This is a genomic window from Ktedonosporobacter rubrisoli (genome assembly GCF_004208415.1).
Taxonomy (GTDB): Bacteria; Chloroflexota; Ktedonobacteria; order Ktedonobacterales; family Ktedonobacteraceae; genus Ktedonosporobacter; species Ktedonosporobacter rubrisoli.
In genome coordinates this window covers 11,084,557-11,101,342 of record NZ_CP035758.1, presented here as the reverse complement: position 1 = coordinate 11,101,342, position 16,786 = coordinate 11,084,557, and the positions used below count along the sequence as shown (strand labels likewise).

At 52.7% G+C, this 16,786-nt stretch carries 9 protein-coding genes; 3 read left to right on the top strand and 6 right to left on the bottom strand.

Features of this window, described 5'->3' with window-relative positions:
• Together EPA93_RS47120 and EPA93_RS47115 are read left to right on the top strand one after the other, a co-directional pair.
• Positions 1 to 792, top strand: a complete 792-nt coding sequence (locus EPA93_RS47120; RefSeq protein ID WP_129894203.1) for a metallophosphoesterase family protein — start codon at positions 1 to 3, stop codon at positions 790 to 792.
• 150 nt (positions 793 to 942) lie between these two features.
• Positions 943 to 1,749, top strand: a complete 807-nt coding sequence (locus tag EPA93_RS47115; protein WP_129894202.1) for a methyltransferase domain-containing protein — start codon at positions 943 to 945, stop codon at positions 1,747 to 1,749.
• A gap of 249 nt (positions 1,750 to 1,998) precedes the next feature.
• On the opposite strand, the gene EPA93_RS47110 is transcribed toward EPA93_RS47115, so the two are convergent.
• The 5 genes from EPA93_RS47110 to EPA93_RS47090 all read right to left on the bottom strand — a co-directional run bounded on the left by EPA93_RS47110 (position 1,999) and on the right by EPA93_RS47090 (position 13,878).
• Complete coding sequence (locus tag EPA93_RS47110) at positions 1,999 to 2,835, bottom strand: class I SAM-dependent methyltransferase (protein ID WP_129894201.1); 837 nt, start codon at positions 2,833 to 2,835, stop codon at positions 1,999 to 2,001.
• A gap of 91 nt (positions 2,836 to 2,926) precedes the next feature.
• Positions 2,927 to 3,838 carry a DUF4037 domain-containing protein gene (locus EPA93_RS47105; protein WP_129894200.1) on the bottom strand — a complete coding sequence of 304 codons (912 nt, stop codon included), beginning with the start codon at positions 3,836 to 3,838 and terminating at the stop codon, positions 2,927 to 2,929.
• 1,352 nt (positions 3,839 to 5,190) lie between these two features.
• The gene (locus EPA93_RS47100; RefSeq protein ID WP_129894199.1) at positions 5,191 to 9,360 is read right to left on the bottom strand and encodes a DUF6788 family protein; all 4,170 of its coding nucleotides are present in this window, start codon (positions 9,358 to 9,360) and stop codon (positions 5,191 to 5,193) included.
• 451 nt (positions 9,361 to 9,811) lie between these two features.
• Entirely contained in the window at positions 9,812 to 10,231 is a 420-nt protein-coding gene (locus EPA93_RS47095; protein WP_129894198.1) for a hypothetical protein, read from the bottom strand.
• A complete protein-coding gene (locus tag EPA93_RS47090; protein ID WP_129894197.1) occupies positions 10,228 to 13,878 on the bottom strand; it encodes a DUF6788 family protein in 3,651 nt (1,216 codons plus the stop codon). The genes EPA93_RS47095 and EPA93_RS47090 overlap by 4 nt, the downstream gene beginning before the upstream one ends.
• 962 nt (positions 13,879 to 14,840) lie before the next feature.
• On the opposite strand from EPA93_RS47090, the gene EPA93_RS47085 reads away from it, so the two are divergent.
• Positions 14,841 to 15,803, top strand: a complete 963-nt coding sequence (locus tag EPA93_RS47085) for a sigma-70 family RNA polymerase sigma factor (protein WP_129894196.1) — start codon at positions 14,841 to 14,843, stop codon at positions 15,801 to 15,803.
• Positions 15,804 to 15,939: 136 nt separating this feature from the next.
• On the opposite strand, the gene EPA93_RS47080 is transcribed toward EPA93_RS47085, so the two are convergent.
• The gene (locus EPA93_RS47080; RefSeq protein WP_129894195.1) at positions 15,940 to 16,758 is read right to left on the bottom strand and encodes a class I SAM-dependent methyltransferase; all 819 of its coding nucleotides are present in this window, start codon (positions 16,756 to 16,758) and stop codon (positions 15,940 to 15,942) included.
• Positions 16,759 to 16,786: the final 28 nt, after the last annotated feature.

Below are 16,786 nucleotides of genomic sequence, written 5' to 3'. Positions count from 1 at the left end.
TTGTCAATTGCTATCTTCTCTAGCCAACAAGAGAAAGGACATCTCATGAAACTGGCTTTGATTTCCGATATTCATGGAAACCTTTTCGCCTTTGACGCTGTTTTAGAGGATATCCGCCGGCGCAAGGTTGAGCAGATCCTGTGTCTGGGAGATGTGGTTACCAGCGGACCTCAACCGCGCGAGACGCTCGCCCGCCTGCAAGAAATCGGCTGCCCTACCGTAATGGGTAATACCGATGCCTGGGTAATTGAACCCGAGTTATACGAATACTCTACCTTGTATGGACAACGCTTGCAGGATGTTGAATACTGGTCCTCGCAGCAGCTTGATGCTCAAGACAAAGCCTTGCTCAAAACCTTTCAGCCTACTATTGAATGGCCTTTGAACGAGAAGACCACGCTACTAGCCTATCATGGCTCCCCTCAATCCTTTCTGGAGCGCATTTATCCGACGACACCACTGGAGCAGTTGGACAAACACTTTGCCAACTTTCCCAGGGCCCAGATTCTAGCGGGTGGGCATGTCCATCAACAATTCTTCCTGCGCTACCGCGACAAAATAGTGCTCAATCCCGGCAGTGTCGGCCAGCCGCTAGACCGCATCCGCGTAAGAACCGATGTGGAAGCGCGCAACCCACCCTGGGCAGAATATGCCATTCTCACAATCGAAGGGGATCAACTGGGCATTGAGCTGCTGCGCGTGCCTTATGATATCGAAGGCTTCCTTACGCTCCTTGCACAACGTGGAATGCCGCATACGGAGTGGTTAATCAACTCGTGGAGGAAAGTTTAATCGTGCCTGGCCATAAGCTGTGAAAACCCCGACTTATATTTTAAGACAAGCTAGACCGGACGGATTGGAGGTGGTACACTATAAACGAGTCGTAGTGATGAAGACGCATTACACTCGGAACAAGTAGAATTGGTTGTTGAGGAGGAAAATATGACACGGCCAGGTGGGTATGTTGAGAGCTATTACCTCAGTGTGTTAGCAGATATGCTCAAGCAGCGCAAGCAACGTTCCTACGATTGTATGCATATCCTGCGCGGACACACGGTCCTCGATGTTGGCTGCGGCCAGGGAACCGATACGCTTCTATTAGCCGATCTAGTTGGCCCGGCCGGGCGCGTGATCGGCATCGATCATGATTTATTCATGGTGAACGAAGCAGAGCGACGATCAATCGAGGGTGGTTACAGCTCATGGTGCCGACACAGGCGAGGGGAGGCCAGCGCCCTACCATTGGAATCGAACTCGGTGGATGCTAGCCGTTGCGAAAACCTATTTCAGGATTTATCCCAACCAGCCGAAGCCCAGGAAGCGCTAGCCGAAATGGTTAGGGTTACGCGGCCGGGAGGCTGGGTTGTGGTTATGGAGACAGATCTTAGTACGTTCTCGATTGATACCGCGGAGGTTGATATTGAGCGTCGTCTTGTGCGCTTCTGCGCTGAGCACCTGGTAGGCAATGGCTATGCTGGACGCCATCTCTACCGGCTTTTCAAACAGCAGCCCTTGACAGATATGATGATTGAGATTCACCCCATGTGCATTACCAGCTACGAGATGGCTCGCTATGTGGGGGCCATCGACCTGATCGAGCAAGAGGCACTCGCGGCAAATGTGCTGACTGCAGACGAACTTGAACGCCTGCACAAAAACCTCCAGCAGGCTGAGGCCGAAGGAACCTTCTTTGCGCACATCAATACGGTGCTAGCTGCCGGTCGTAAGCTAGAACCAGCAACAAAGTAGCTTAGTTTTCCTGTTTTAGGCAAAACCCTATCCCTATCATTTGGTGAGCCAGAAGGACCGCCCCCTCTTTCTGGCTCACCATCTCACCTATCCTGCTATCCTGATAGCACAGCCAGCCACCCGCTTACCCGCGCTTGCTTCCCATACAACCCATTATATGGCTATATGAAATACAGGACTTGACAATACATGGCAAGGCAATCCAAATCAACTTAGATGAGGCGATTTTCGGCGTCAGAGGTACAGCTTTTAGCAAGCTGCTTCCTTTTCCAGCGTATAATAGCACCAGCACACTGTGCCTCTGTACGTTTTATCGAAGCGCTGATAGGCTTTTTCGAGAATATCCAGGCGTGTTTGATGGTCCAGAGCTGGCAGCCAGCTAGCCGCCATGATTGGCATACGATTAAAGGCAAAGCTGCTTTGCGCTGTATGTTCAATCTCGATAGTCGTGCGACAAGATCGAAGCGTAAGGGGCATGTCTTGCAGAAAGATGCTCAGCTCTTCCGGTGTAGCATACATTGGTGCATTTTGCCGTTTGCCCTCCAGGCCTGCCTGACGATATGAGCGCCCCTGAGGAACATAGTTATATTCGTCTTTGGCAATGCTCAGCATAAGATCGCAAAGCTGCGGAAGTTGCTTACCTGTATTACTGGGTACGGGCAAGTTAAAAATAAAGCGCCCACCTGGCTTAAGCACCTTCTCCAAGCCTTGCAAGACGGGCAGGGCTCGCATTTGCCAGAAGGCCGAGCTACACACGGCCAGATCTACTGAGGACCTGGGTAACGCTTTGACGAGATCCTCGGCGCGCTCCTGATAGAATGTAACGTCAGGAAGTTTGCGCCGGGCAATAGCGAGCATAGCTGCCGAATAATCTACGCCCATAATTGCGCCTTCATTTCCCAAACGTCGGGCAAAGAGCTCTGTTACGATCCCTGTACCACAGGCCAGATCTAGCACACACTCTCCTGGCTTAAGCGGTTCTGCCAATTCTACCAAAGTTTGCCCAAGCTGACGATACATAGGAAATTGCTGTGCATAGGCCTCATACAGATCTGCATTCAGCTGATCTTCCCAGCTTCCAGGCATACAAAGATCTCCTTAGTGACTGTGTATGTACGAACTATCCAATTACGCGATCCCAAATATTGCAAGGCAGAGAATCGCCATTTTCGAGGCTTCAGCTCGCGCTCTCCTGGGAGGGAGAAAGAGAGAAAGGCAAAGATGGTGGTTGCTCGAACTGTTGACGCTGATGCAGGAAGTTGCTGCGGGCCTGGTCAATCTCTTTGCCAAGCTGCGGTAAATGTTCAGCTATCAAATCATAGGTTTCCAGTACAATGGAGCGAATCATCTTCAAGCCATCGCGCGGATGACGAGTGTATACTTCGTCAATGCGCTCGCCAAGGTGAGATGGTAGAATGTGCAGTTCAGACAGCGAGTAACGAAGCCATTTAAAACCTGGATGATAGATCTGGTTAAGCCCCATGAGCATACTGATGACCTGAAAAATCGCATCGTTAAAGCTATGATAGACAAGCGGAATATCACCACGCGTGAGTAATTGATCGACCCACCAGCACCATTCGCGCAGTTCTTCTCCACTATAGTGCCGCACCATTGCCTCACTCAATTCAGCAGGATAGTGCACAAGCCGTTCTTGCCAGCGCTTAAGTTGATCGTGTCCATGCAAAGGAATTCCATGCAGGATGGCAGAAAGAGTTTGTTGAAGGAAGAGATCGGTCTCATAATTGTTGAGCACACGGCTAAGTTGCTGCTCTACTCCGTCTATCGTCATGTTACGTATATCCATTTTGAGGTTATTCAGGCCCCATTCCTCCATCCATGTGTCAGCTTCGGGATCGTATGGATCTAGTTCCCAAAAGACGCCGCCAGCTGGTTCAATTGGGGCGAGGCGCTCTTCCTCACGTGGAGATCGAGACCAGAAAACACCAATCTCGATATCGGAAAAGCTGTCAGCGCGATCACGAGAAGTTGAGCCGCCGATCATTATCGCACCAACGTGCGGGTTGCGCGCGATGAGGGGAGCAATGGAGCTGGCAATGTCCGCGCGCCACTGACTGGCATAATGCATTTTTCACACCTCACAAAAGGCTACTTATTTCTCTAGTATAGAATGCGTTTGCCGCTTTTGCTACCCCTCCCACGCTTTTCGCACTCGTATACAAACTATACAACGGTGAGCCTGATTGCCTGGAGGTTAAGAGAACTGTCACGGGCCTGGAAAAGCGAGAGAGTCTTGAGTGGCTGAAAGATCCAAAAATGCAAAATGGCCTGGTATTTGTGGAAGATAAAATAAGACGCCCACCAGAATTGGCAAGCGTCTTATTTTTGTGGTTAGCTTAGTCATAATGCGACATAGCATATTTCCTTTCCTTGACTATATCAGGGCCGGTATGTACGCCTCTTTCACTGTCTATCTCAACATGCTGTCAGGACGAGAAGTACAACGCATGTACTGTTCGAAGGCTGTATCATTTTAGTCAGTTGGGAATATAAAATTAGGACGCAACATAAATGATGTCATGTTATGCCACACATTGATATGTGTTATGGTAGAAAAGACCACGAGACTGATAACAAGAACTGTTAAGAATGCCAGAACGATCAAGGCGAATAATTGCTGTTTGCTAAGTGCGAGACCCATGTGCGGCACTTCCTTTCTTGCGTCGCTGCGTCCATCCGTGGACGTCTTATTCCGGTTTGTGGATTGACCAAATCCAGGATACCGGCCTGTGTGTCAGAGTGCAGTTAGGATAGAGTTCTGGCTAGTCTAGATAGCTAAAGATTCAGTTTAAAATTGACAACTGCTTGTCTGCTCTACCTATCTGCAGCAAATCTTGCTCTCCCCAGTCAGGCGATGCGCGGGAGCTTTCTATCTGGCGGGACTCGGCTTGGCTGTCTTATACATCTTTGCCTGGCTTCGTCTTGCCGCTTCCCACTCACCTCTGTTCTGGTATTAAATATACATAAAAATAAGAGAATATATGGCCGATTATTAATTGGGTTTGTGAGTCCCGTGACGAGGAATAATCTGCTAAGGCGTCTTATACCAGGGCAGAAGATGTGCCGCCCAGAACATAGGTGTAGCACAAAGAAGAGGGCGCTCCAGAATGTAATGGAGGTCGCAGATTTCTGAGGTGAAGTTAGCGAGAATGTATGACTATTTTCGCCTACGCGAAGCGCATAGCAGATCACGCTTTTAAGTATACGCTAATTCTAAGCAGAATCAAGCCTATAGCCATAAGCAATTAAACGAGTTTGCCCCTTCCAGGGTCACGCTATTTATTTGACGCACGACCCTGGTCCACAATTAAATTTCTAGTGCAAGAATACTTGATAGTCTCAGTTTTTCTCAGCTACCGTTTCTTACGCGCGACTGCTGCCCTTACAAATCGTACTTGGGGGGATAAGCCGGTCCGCAAGCTAGCAATCCGCCGGTTCGTAGCGATCCAACAAATGCTCAGTCATTCGCTTTTCCAGGCGCGCCGAACAGGCCTCAAAGAGCTGTAACGCCTCGCCCAGATAGCCAAGGCCGCGCTGATAATCGCTCTCTCCGGCCTGACTGATGCGCAGCAACGCCTCGCCATAGCGCTGAAGCGCGCGTGCCTCCTCCAGACGCATAGAAAGCTGGCGACACATCTGCAGCGCACTGGCAAAATGTTGCTCTGCCTGCATCGGCTGATCCTGCAAAGCCAGAATAACGCTAAGCAAGCGCTGGCCGCGCGCAATCAGTCCGTTTAGCTCGAATTTTTGCGCCTCCTCCAGGCCTTGCATAGTCTCCCGCTGCGCCTTAGCTAGCTCGCCGGAGCATACAGCTACCTGGGCCAGGGCTAACCTGGCTTCTACAGTCATTTCATTCTCGATATCCTGCAGAGCCAGAGCACATTCCAGGCTTCTCCTGGCTCGCTTCAAGAGGCGTTCCTTTGCTTTCTCCGAGGCATCTCCACTTCCCTTGTCCACCTCCAGCGCTTGCTGTTGAGCCATGCGAATATTGGCCAGCACAATTAGCGCGAGTCCCCGGTAGGGAGTAATATGCTGACAATGCTTTATGGCCAGCCCAGAACGCAAAGCTGCGCAGGCTTCTGTCAGCCGGCCTTGCGCGCATAACGCACTAGCCTGGCATAATCTCCAAGGACATTTGGCAATCGGATCTTCCACTTGCTCGGCAAAAACAATGCCACGCCTGAAGCTCTCTTCGGCTCTGACCAACTGACCTCGGCGCAGCGCCAACAAGCCCAGATTGCCATAATCAAAAGCCATCAGGGATAAATCGCCAATCCTCTCGGCCAGGCTCAAAGAACGCTGCAGCTCAGCTTCGGCCTGCGCATATTCGGCACGTCGCAAATGAATGTCGCCAAGATTGCAGCAGATTATGGCTATCTCGCGCGGACAATCATATTGCTCATAGATCTCCAGGGCCTTATGGCCATAAAAAAGTCCGTCGCCGCTGCAGCCGTTATTGCCCTCAATATTCCCCAACATCATATAGACGCGGCCAAAATCTACGGGGTCGCCGGCCAGCGTGCGCCGAAGGCGCGTTATATAGGCCGCGCCTTCGGGTCTCTGCCGCGGACAGCCTGCAAGAGCCTTCCCAAACAGGCTGAGAGCCTTAAAAGCTGCGGCGCGCGCTAGCTTATATTTGCCGTCAAGCAAATAGACATAGCACTCTTCGTAGTGCAACCAGGCCCAGGCCGTGCTGACCTTTACGTTCGCCTCCTGCAAGAGCCGCCTACCTTGCTCATAGCAACGCAAGGCCTGCACATTATCGGCCTGGCTATATCGAGCGTGCCCGATCTCGCACCAGAGCAGGGCCCTGATCTCAGCCTCCCGCGGGCTAAACTCAGACGGAGCAAGCCGTGAGCGCAGATTCAGAGACTGGGCAAAGAAGTGCCCACCATCGGCAAATCTGCCCTGGAGCTTCAAGCATTCGCCCAGGCATTCTAGCAAATAGGCTTGCGGTAAGAGCTCATCTTCGCTCAGGCTCTCCTCTATTTGCATTTTCTGCTGCTTATACTCCAGAGCATAGCGATAGTAGCGCTCTGCCTCGGGATAGGCCGAGAGGAGATGCGCGCGCCGCGCCGCCAGCTCGGCATACTGCGCAATAAGCTCGCCATCAGCCGCGCCACTCAACAGATGCTGAGTAATAGGCGCAGCCCATTCTTCAAGCTGATCCCGATAGATCAAGGCCAGGACCTCAGCAGCTCGGCGATGGAGGCTAGCCCGGCGCGCGGCTGAGAGCTGAGCATAGAGGTGCTCAACCAGCATGGGATGCCAGAAGCGATAACTGACTTGCGCGCCAGGACCTTCTTCGGTCAGAACGCCAGCCTGCAAAGCCTCCTCTAGCAACTCCAATAAAGCCTCTTCCGTGGCCTGCAAAGTGCTGACCGTCATGGCGCTGATCAACGAAAGGCCGAAAGAGCTGCCTAATACGGCAGCCCTATTCAAAAGCTGGCGGCAAGCCGGACTAAGCTTGCCCAGGCGATGATCCAGCGCGCGGGCCACGCTTGCTGGCAGGCCAGAGGCAGCGGAGGCCCGCGCCAATTCCTCGGCAAAGAAAGGATTGCCCTCAACTTTCTGCTGAATCCGCTCAACCTGCTCCTCGGGCAGGTGGGCCAGCAGCTGCCGAATCTGCTCGTGGCTTAGAGCCTCTACACGCAGGGTTTTGAGCGTATGTTCGCGCTGCATATGGGCCATCAGTTGAAGCAATGAATGCACTGGATCGCGTGGCAATTCGGCGTCGCGACAGGTGGCCAACAAGAGCACTGGATAATTGCCGAGATGGCGAGCCAGGTAGCTCAGCAGATTATAGCTACTGCTATCCGCCCACTGAATATCATCCAGCACGATCAACAAAGTCTTTTGCGAGCTAATTATGCGTAGCAGCTCTAGCATGGCTTCCTGCAAGAACTGCTGATCCTGTGGATAGGCAACGAGCGCTGCATTTTCAGCATCGGCTTGTACAGAATCAGCCTGGCGCAAATTACTATTCTCAGGCTGCCCCAGTTCATTCTCCAGTTCGGGCAGCAGCATTAACAGGGCCTGGCAATGCTGAGGCTGCAGCGAGGCCAGCAATTTCGGCGCACTTAATCCGAGAAGGCGCAGCTGCCGCAAGATATTAAGCCAGAGTACATAGGGAATATTCTTTTCCTGAGCATAGACGCCGCTCCAGACCACCAGGCTGCCAGCGCTTTGCGCCTCGCGGCCCAGCTCTTCGGCCAGGCGCGTCTTGCCAATACCCATCTCGCCCAGCAGCACCATACACTTTGGGCTCTTCTGCGTATCAAGAGGCAGAGCCCTACGCAAATCGCGCTCGTGCCCCGAAAGTTGGGCAATTACGCCAACATTTCGCCAGAGCTCGCGCATCTGAGCCAGTTCTGCTTCGCGGCCAATCAAGGGTGTTTGATGCTGACGGCCCACGGACATAGATATAGCTAGCGGTGGCTTAGCGCTAGGAGTCGCCGGCGTGGCAGCCTGTCTATCTTTGAGCTCAGCCTGCAGCCCATAACCCGTAGTTGCAGATTGTAAAGGCAGTTTTAGCCAATCCTGAGCCAGAGCAAAGAGATCTTTGCCAGTTCTGATCACCTCATAGAGCGCCTGCGTCTCGCGCTCCGGGTTAGCATGATATTCCTGCTGCATTCTAAAGGCCAGCTTGCGATAAGCGTGCAAGGCCTCGCCGCGCCTTCGCAGCAGGGCCAGGGCCAGCATTAAGCGCCGGGTCGCTGCCTCATTCATCATATCCTTGAGCAAGAGTTGGTCCAGCAAGGCTATAGCTTCACCCAGCTCACCGCGCCCTAGATAGGCGTCGGCCAGTTCCAGCAAGAGCCCTTCCCAGCGCCGGCGCAAGCTTTGCCTTTTGCTCACGACCTGACTCACATCCTGCACATCAAGCAAAAAATCCCCACTATACAGTTCCGCCGCACGTTTAAGCAAGCTCAGGCGAAGCTCTGCCTGTTCTGCCCTCTTTCCTGGCTCCTCAGCCGCTTGCAACAGAGTCTCAAAAGCCTCGGCATCGACCCAGATGCGCTCCTGAGAGGCCAGAATCAGCCAGTCGCCCTCTGTACGTAAGAGCGGCTGACCTGGCGCGCCTCGCAGCCGGCTAAAGGCCTGGCGCACCCTATAGATCAGGCGCGAGATACTTGCAGCTTCAGCTTTTCCCTGCTGCAGACGATCGGGCCAGAGCGCCGCCCCCACTTGCTGGCGGCTTAGCTTGCGCTGCGGACTGGAAAGCAGCAAACCCAGTAGGCTACGCACTTGAGCTTGCTGAAAAACCTCGTCAACCACAGCAAGCCATTGGCTCTCCTGACGCTGTTCCAGGCTCAACTGCCCCAAAGTACGTATGCATAGGCTAGCGTGCCCGTTCTCAACCAGTCCGAGCATATTCGTATTTTGCGGCTTCACTGAGGTTGCAGAAGCCTCTAAACTGGCCCGCAGATCGGGCGGCAAATGTTTGCCGATATATGTGCGCTTTATCTTGCCAGCAACCATCTGATAAGCATACCAGTAAGGACCATGACCAAGCCCCTCGCGACAGCGCCGACACCCCGGTTTTCCACAGAAGCTGATCTGCTGGCGATAGCTGATCTTATGCTCCATCTCTTTACTCCTTTGCCCAGCATTGGTGCTGGGACATGGATCATAAGCGGGCCACGCGGCCCGGTATCCATTTCTAGACTGGGGGGAATTTTTAAGGCTGACGCCCTACATCCTACCTGATAGCAGGTAAGTATAGTATGTAATTTTCGGATCTGCTAAAATTTGTCCTTTCAGCAGAGCTAACAGTACTAATTGACCAGCTTTTGAGAATACGGGAAAATGAAGCTATCAGAATGCGGCAAGAAAATAGTGAGGCAAGCAATCAGAGATTCTTCGTATGTTGAGCATCAACTACGTGCTACAATCACTCGCAACAGAGAGCTAAAAGCGTAAAGCCAAGCCCGGGCATGCTTCTAGCGCGCTTTACCGCAACACATGCTCGGGCTTTCAGGAATCAGGCAGAACAACTATTCAATCGCCTGTGTCCGATACGCTATTTTTGCAAAAGGGCTCAGACGGCAGCCAGCTGACTCAACAAGCGTTCTACCATATGCAGATCCAAACCAGCCTTGCATTCGCCAAAGATGCGCAGCGCATCTTGCAGATAGCGCAATCCCTGCTGATATGTCTTGCCCTGCTGCTTATCCTGCAGCAACATCGCGCCATACTGCTGCAATGTGCGCGCATATTCCAGGCGCATGCCACGCTTCTGGAAAGTCTCCATAGCCTGCTCAAAATATTGCGCAGCCTGCGTACTTTGTTCCCGGGCAGACATAATGCTCCCCAATAAACACTGCGCACGCGCGACCAGCCAGACTAATTCAGCCTCGCGAGCCGCTTCTAATACCTGTGTCGTCTGCGTAAATGCATCATCAATCTCATCAGAGAGCAATGCAACCTGAGCTAAGGTCAATTGACCTTCAACTCTCATCTCAGCGTCGATTCCCCCAGAGCAAGGGCTCGCCGCAAAGCACTTCTCGCCCGCGTCAACATATGTGCCATCTCTTTATTGCCATGCTCACGTTTATCATGATTCACTTCTAGAGCCTGAGCTATGCGCAAATTCCCCAGAGCAATCAAAGCAAAACCCACATACGGATCTAAATGTCTTGCTCTGCCAATAGTTAAGGCCTTACAAAAAGGCTTTATAGTATCTGAAAGCTTACCTTGCTCACGCAAGACAATTGCCAGACAGGCGTACCAGAGGCTGGCCGAGGCAGAATTATCAATGCGCTCAGCTGTAGTAATACTATTTCTGAAGCCAAGCTCAGCATCCTCTAAATTACCTAAACGTATATCTAGCATACCTATATTACCGTATACAAAGGACATTAGAGGAATATCACCGATGCGTTCAGCCAGATTAAGCGAACGTCGTAATGCAGCCTGAGCACGCGAATATTCAGCCTGTCTTAAATAGATATCACCCAGGTCGCAACAAGTAATGGCTATTTCACGAAGGCACTCATGCTGCTCAAATAGAGCCAAAGCTGCGGTGTAGTATTTTAAGGCTTCTCTCCCATGTCCATAGCAGACCTCGATTGCCCCTAGTAATACATTCATGCGCCCAAGATCTACAGAATCACCCAACAAAGTACGGCGTATACGTGTTAAACGAGTATTTTTCTCTATAGGGATCTTTTGGGCATCGAGAGACTGTTGGAATAGCTCTAATGATTGCTGAACCTTATTATGAGCTTCATCATAATTGCCCTCGCGCCAATAAACATAGCTCTGCCTTAGACGAATTGTAGCCCAGACAGGCCCTTTCTCTACGCCAGCCTCAAGCAGCATCTGCTCACTTTGCAAATAGCATTCCAAGGCCTTAGCATGATTGTTGGTATCGTACCAGGCCCGACCAATCTCACATAAGAGCATGGCCTGGAGCTGGGCCTCTTGCACTAGATCGCGCCCATTCTTTTGTGCGCGCTTACGATGAGCATTTAGAGACTCCTCAAAGAACTTGCGCGCCACCTCATACTTGCCCTGGATTCTTGTACAATCGCCGAGCACTTCTAGCAGATCGGCACGCCGCAACTGCACTTCCACATCGGCCCTGGCCGATATATTGGCCTCCAGATATTCAAGGGCGATGCGATAATACTTTTCGGCCTCAGTATAAGACGAAAGGCTATAGGAATGATTGCCGGCCATCTCGGCATAGCGAATGATAAGCTGCTCATCGCCGCCCCCGCGCACAAGGTGCGTCGTGATCGCCGCTGAAGCCTCTTCCTCCTCGTGCCCCTGGCAGAAGCGACGCAGAATATCGGCGGCTCGGCGGTGCAGGCTGGCGCGCCGCGCGGCTGAGAGACCTTCATAAAGATGATTGATAAGCAACGGATGCCAGAAGTGATAGGTTACGCGCGAGCCCGTGCCCTCTTCGGTCAGCATTCCCGAGTGCAAGGCCTCTTCCAGGAGTTCCAGTACAAGATCTTCATCCGAGCCGGGAGTCATAGCCTCCATCTCATTGATAATCTGGAAGCGGAAAGGTCCGCCCAGCACAGCTGCCTTGCTCAGTAGGCGCCGGCAGGCCGCGCTCAAACGCTCCAGGCGCAAATCGAGCACGGCCGTGATGGTATCGGGCAAGTTCTGCGCAAGCTCGGAGCTAGAACCGTTGTGTCCGTTGAGCTGAGCCTGCGCATCCACAGTACGCGCCAATTCTTCGGCGAAGAAAGGATTACCGGCCGCGCGCTCACGAATAGTTGGAACCTTGACGGTTGGGAGAATATGCGAGATAAGCGTGGCAATTTGCTCATCGGTCAGGGGAGCCAGCGAAATAGTCTCAACCGCGTGCTCGCGTTGCAAGTCCGTCAGCAGGCCGCGCAAAACGTGCTCAGGGGCAATCTCGTTGTCGCGGCACGTCCCCACAATCACAATGGGATGCCCATGCACACGCCGAGCCAAATAGGCCAGCAGCTCACAACTACTACTATCGGCCCACTGCAGATCGTCAAGGGCAATCAACAAGGGAGCACCCTCGCTGACCAATACCAGCAGCTTGAGCGCCGCCTCCCATAGCAACAATTGTTCCCGCTCCGGCGAGAATTCATGGCTATATGAATTCTGAGGAAAATAATCATGTAGCTCGGGCAGCAACACGCTCAGCGGCTGAAAAACCTGCGGGTGCTTACTTATCTCCTGCAAATGGCGCGTCCCCTGAGCCATGGCCTTGCGCAAGATCTCCGTCCAGAGCCGATAAGCAATGCTTCCTTCCTGCGCATAGACACGACTCCAAGCCACCGTCCAGCCCTTCTGCTTGGCCTCGCGGCTAATCTCCTCAGCCAGGCGCGTCTTGCCAATCCCTACGTCTCCCATCAAGAGCATAGACTGAGGGCGATGCTGCGTATCAAATAAGAGCGAGGTGGACTTCTTATGCCCAAGGAGCTTAAAGTGCGCGATCTGTTCGGTCTCCTCCAGCAGTGCCCGCAAGAGCTCCAGCTCCTCCTCGCGACCAACAAGCGGCGTCTGATTGCTGCGGCCAATCTGCAGGGCAACCGGTACATGCATAGCCTGCGGCTCGATCCTTCTCTCACCACCTACCGAGGCAGCTTGCGCAAGCGCCATCGCTTTATTAACATTACCAGGACTTCCTGAGCGCACAGCATCATACAAGGCCCGCGTTTCGGGCAAGGGAGCAATGCGATACTCCTCTTTAAGCACCATAGCTAGGCGCTTATAGGCCCGCAAAGCTTCGCCGCGCCGTCCCAACTGAGCCATGAGCAACATCAAGCGCTGCACTGCCGCCTCGTTCGTTGGATCAATGGCCAGCAGACGATCCAGGGGCTCAATCGCATCTTTGGCCGCCTGGCGATCTATGCGCAAATCAGAAAGTTCCAGCAACAAGCCGATCCAGCTGCGCTGCAACGACTCGCGGCGGGCCAGCGTCCACTCTATCTTGCGCTCCTCCGGCAAAAAAGGGCCGCCATAGAGCATCGCCGCCTCTTCTAGTAAGCGCTCTTTCTCGCCGGGATCATCGCTTGCATGCGCGCGTGTAAGCAAGCGTTCGAAGGCATCGGCATCGATCCAGAGTTGCTCTTGCTCGGCCAGGACAAGCACTTCGCGCTCCGTGGAGAGAAGCGAGGCAGCTAGGCGGCTACGCCCTGGCTCAAAAAGCTGGCGCAGGCTATACACCGCCCGATCGAGTCGGCTGGCCGCCGTCTCCGTATCCGCATCGGGCCAGAGCGCATACATAATCTGCTCGCGCCCAAGCTTGCGACCCGTACTGCTCACAAGACAACCAAGCAGCGCACGCACACGCTGATGTTGCCAGGCCGAATCGGTCACCGTCAGCCAATCCGCGCGGCTGCGCCGTTCGAGGCGAAATTGTCCCAGCACATAAATACGAATAGCTGTATGTTCAAACTCGCTGCTCTGTATAGTAGGAGAACTCGGCACTCCCTCCATCTCAGCCCGCGCGGCAGGAGGCAGCTCTTTGCCAATATATGTTCGTGTCGTACGCCCCCCCTCCGTCTTATAGGCATACCAGTAGGGGCCGTGGCCTTTCCCCTCGCGGCACTTGCGACAACGAGGCTTTCCGCAGTAACTTACCTGTTGATGATAAGTGACCTTGCTATGCATCCTGCACCCTCCTTATGGAGCCACCCAGCGGATGAGGAGGAACTAACCAGAAGCCGTCCAACGCCCATCAGCCGGCTACACTCAGGCCGCTAAAACGCGACGAATCAAACCCTCCTGCTTAAATAGAGCCCAAACTTCAATCCAGTCGGTATCGAGAAAGCATCGTCTTTCCTTCAATATGTTGCTCACAATTACAGCAGAATTTCAGCGCCCTCTTTCAGTGTCCTCCTGCGGATCGAAAAAGGGAAATGGACGCCGCCGAGCCCCCACTCTTTTCCATCTCTCCCTCGCACCAACCGGGCTGTCTCAGTTTGTCTCGGCAAGCAACATAAAATTACGCACCATACATAGAGTATACATGCTAACGAGCAAAATATCAGGTACAAGGTAAGTAAGTCCTTTAACGGAAGAGGAACAAGCCGCATACATTATAACAAAGTTGGTCAACAAAAAAGAACGAGAGGAGAAAAACAAAGGACAAGGAAAGTCCCTTTATAAGACTAGTATAAGACAGCATAAGCTAAGAAAATTCTTAATACAATCTTTATTTTGCCAGGTCAAAGACAGACCCTTTCTCCCTGCCAGAACATGTGCCCCAAAGGAAGAGCTTGCACACTGACCCGAGTGCAGCCTTGCCCGCCATTACGCCGCAGACTCTATTGTAGCTTATTTTATTTTTGCCTGTTATATATCAATATTCCTGCCTAGCCGCGCTGGCTTCAGCCTCCCGCCACACTTTCGGCCCTTCCGCTGCAGGGTGGCACTTCGTCTAGCGTGCCGAGCCAGCCCAAATTCGATCCGCTCATATCCCGCTTTATCCATGCGGCAAGAAAAATAGAGCAAAAAAATAAATCCACAAAAGAGGAAGATGGCTAGGAGATGATAGAAAGTCCGCCGCCGTATACTCCATTCCATAGACGACAGCTAAGCACAAAATATACAGAGTTGGAGGAAGCATCAGCATGAACGCAACGACTGTGACCAGCACAAAGGTTAATGAGGTATACATTCAGGGCAACCCAGAGACACTGAGCCTGGAAGATCCTTCGCGCTTCTATCGCTACGAAATAGGACAAGTAAATCTGCTCTCCTCAGAAGAGGTAACCAGCCTGGCCGAACGCCTTGAGCGCTCCCGCGCTGGGAAGAAAGCTCGCGGGCTACAGCGCGTTGCCCGCGCTACAGACGACACAGAAGCCAGCGAAGCCAGGCGCCAACTTATCGAAGCAAATTTACGCCTGGTCCTGCACATTGCCAAGAAGTACAAAGGCTTCGGCGTAGATCTGATGGATCTGGTCCAGGAGGGCAACATTGGCCTGATGCATGCCGTCGAAAAATTTGATCATCGGAAAGGATACAAATTCAGCACCTACGCAACCTGGTGGATTCGCCAGTATATCACGCGAGCACTGGCCGAACAGGCCCATATGATTCGCGTACCACTCTATAAGGTAGAAGAGATCAAACGCCTGAGCCGTGTAAAACGGCGCCTACAACAGCGAGATTTGGAGAGCGAACCAACCTTAGAAGTTCTGGCTAGCCAGATGGAAGTAAGCGTACAGCAAGTTATCGCACTCTTGTCGACCAGCCAGGAAACGGTGAGCCTGGATATGCCACGCAAAGGAGGTGATGACGAGATTTCCTTGAGCGAGGTATTAGAAGACGACCCTATTTACTCACCGGAATGTGTGGTCATCTCACAGACTCTGCAAGCGCAGGTACATGATTTGCTGGATTGTCTAACCCCAAGAGAGAGGAGGGTATTGCAACTAAGATACGGCTTAGACGGAGGACGTGAACATAGTTTGACGGAAACTGGCAAAAAAATGGGATTAAGTCACGAGGCAGTGCGGCAGATGGAGTTTCGAGCATTACGTAAGTTGGACCATCCAAGCAGAAGCAGGATGTTGCAAGATTTTTTGGGGTAAAAGTGAGTCATTATGATGATGGGGAACAGGATAAAGCTTGATGCTATCCTGTATCGAGAGAGCGCCAATGAGAGGGTGGCCAGGCCAAAGCCACCCTCTTTTTTTATGTCAGAAACCTCTAGTGCTCGGAATCTCTTTATTTGCGAATTGCCACAACTTCAAGATATTCAGCTGGCGCTACCAGCGTTCCATCTTGAGCTCGATTCGCTTGCTCAACCAGCGCAATAAGATCATGAGTAAAACGCGTTCGCGTCTCTGGTTCAAGGGCTTTCAGCGCTGCTACAATTGGTCCAAAACAGTTACCAAAGACCTCTAGCCAGTGCTGACTCGAACGATAACGCCAGAAAAAGTCCCGCCTTGTCATGTGCAAAGCACTGACGCCGCTGCCCAAGAGCTCACGCACCCGCTCCTCAGTTCCCCATAGCGCTGGCGATTTTACCTCAGCCGCCGCCGGTATATAAGCCTCAATAGTATGAAAGATCTGCCCATACAAACCGTCAGGGGTCCAGTTCGCCAGACCAATTTTCCCTCCAGGACGGCATACGCGCAGCAGCTCAGCTGCCACCCGATCTTGATCAGGAGCAAACATAGTGCCAATGGTGGAGAGCACAATATCGAAGGAGGCAGCCGGAAATGGCAGCTTTTGCGCATCTCCCGCAAGAAACGTCACGGGTAAATGCTCTGCCGCCGCTCTTTCGCGTCCCCGCTCAAGCAATGCCGGAACATAGTCGAGCCCCGTCACTCTGCCCCAGCGACGCGCGGCCGCTAAGGCCGTATTGCCACTACCCGTTGCCACATCAAGCACTTCCTGATTAGCATGCACATCGACGGCCTCGCAGAGATTCTCGCTCATCAGCACAAAGGTTCCCGCTATTACTGAGTAATCGCCAGAAGCCCAGGTTCGCTGTTGCCCCGAACGAAGCGCGGCCTGATCGATCGGTGAGAAGGATTCCATTCCTCAAAAGTCTCCTTTTTGTTCCTAA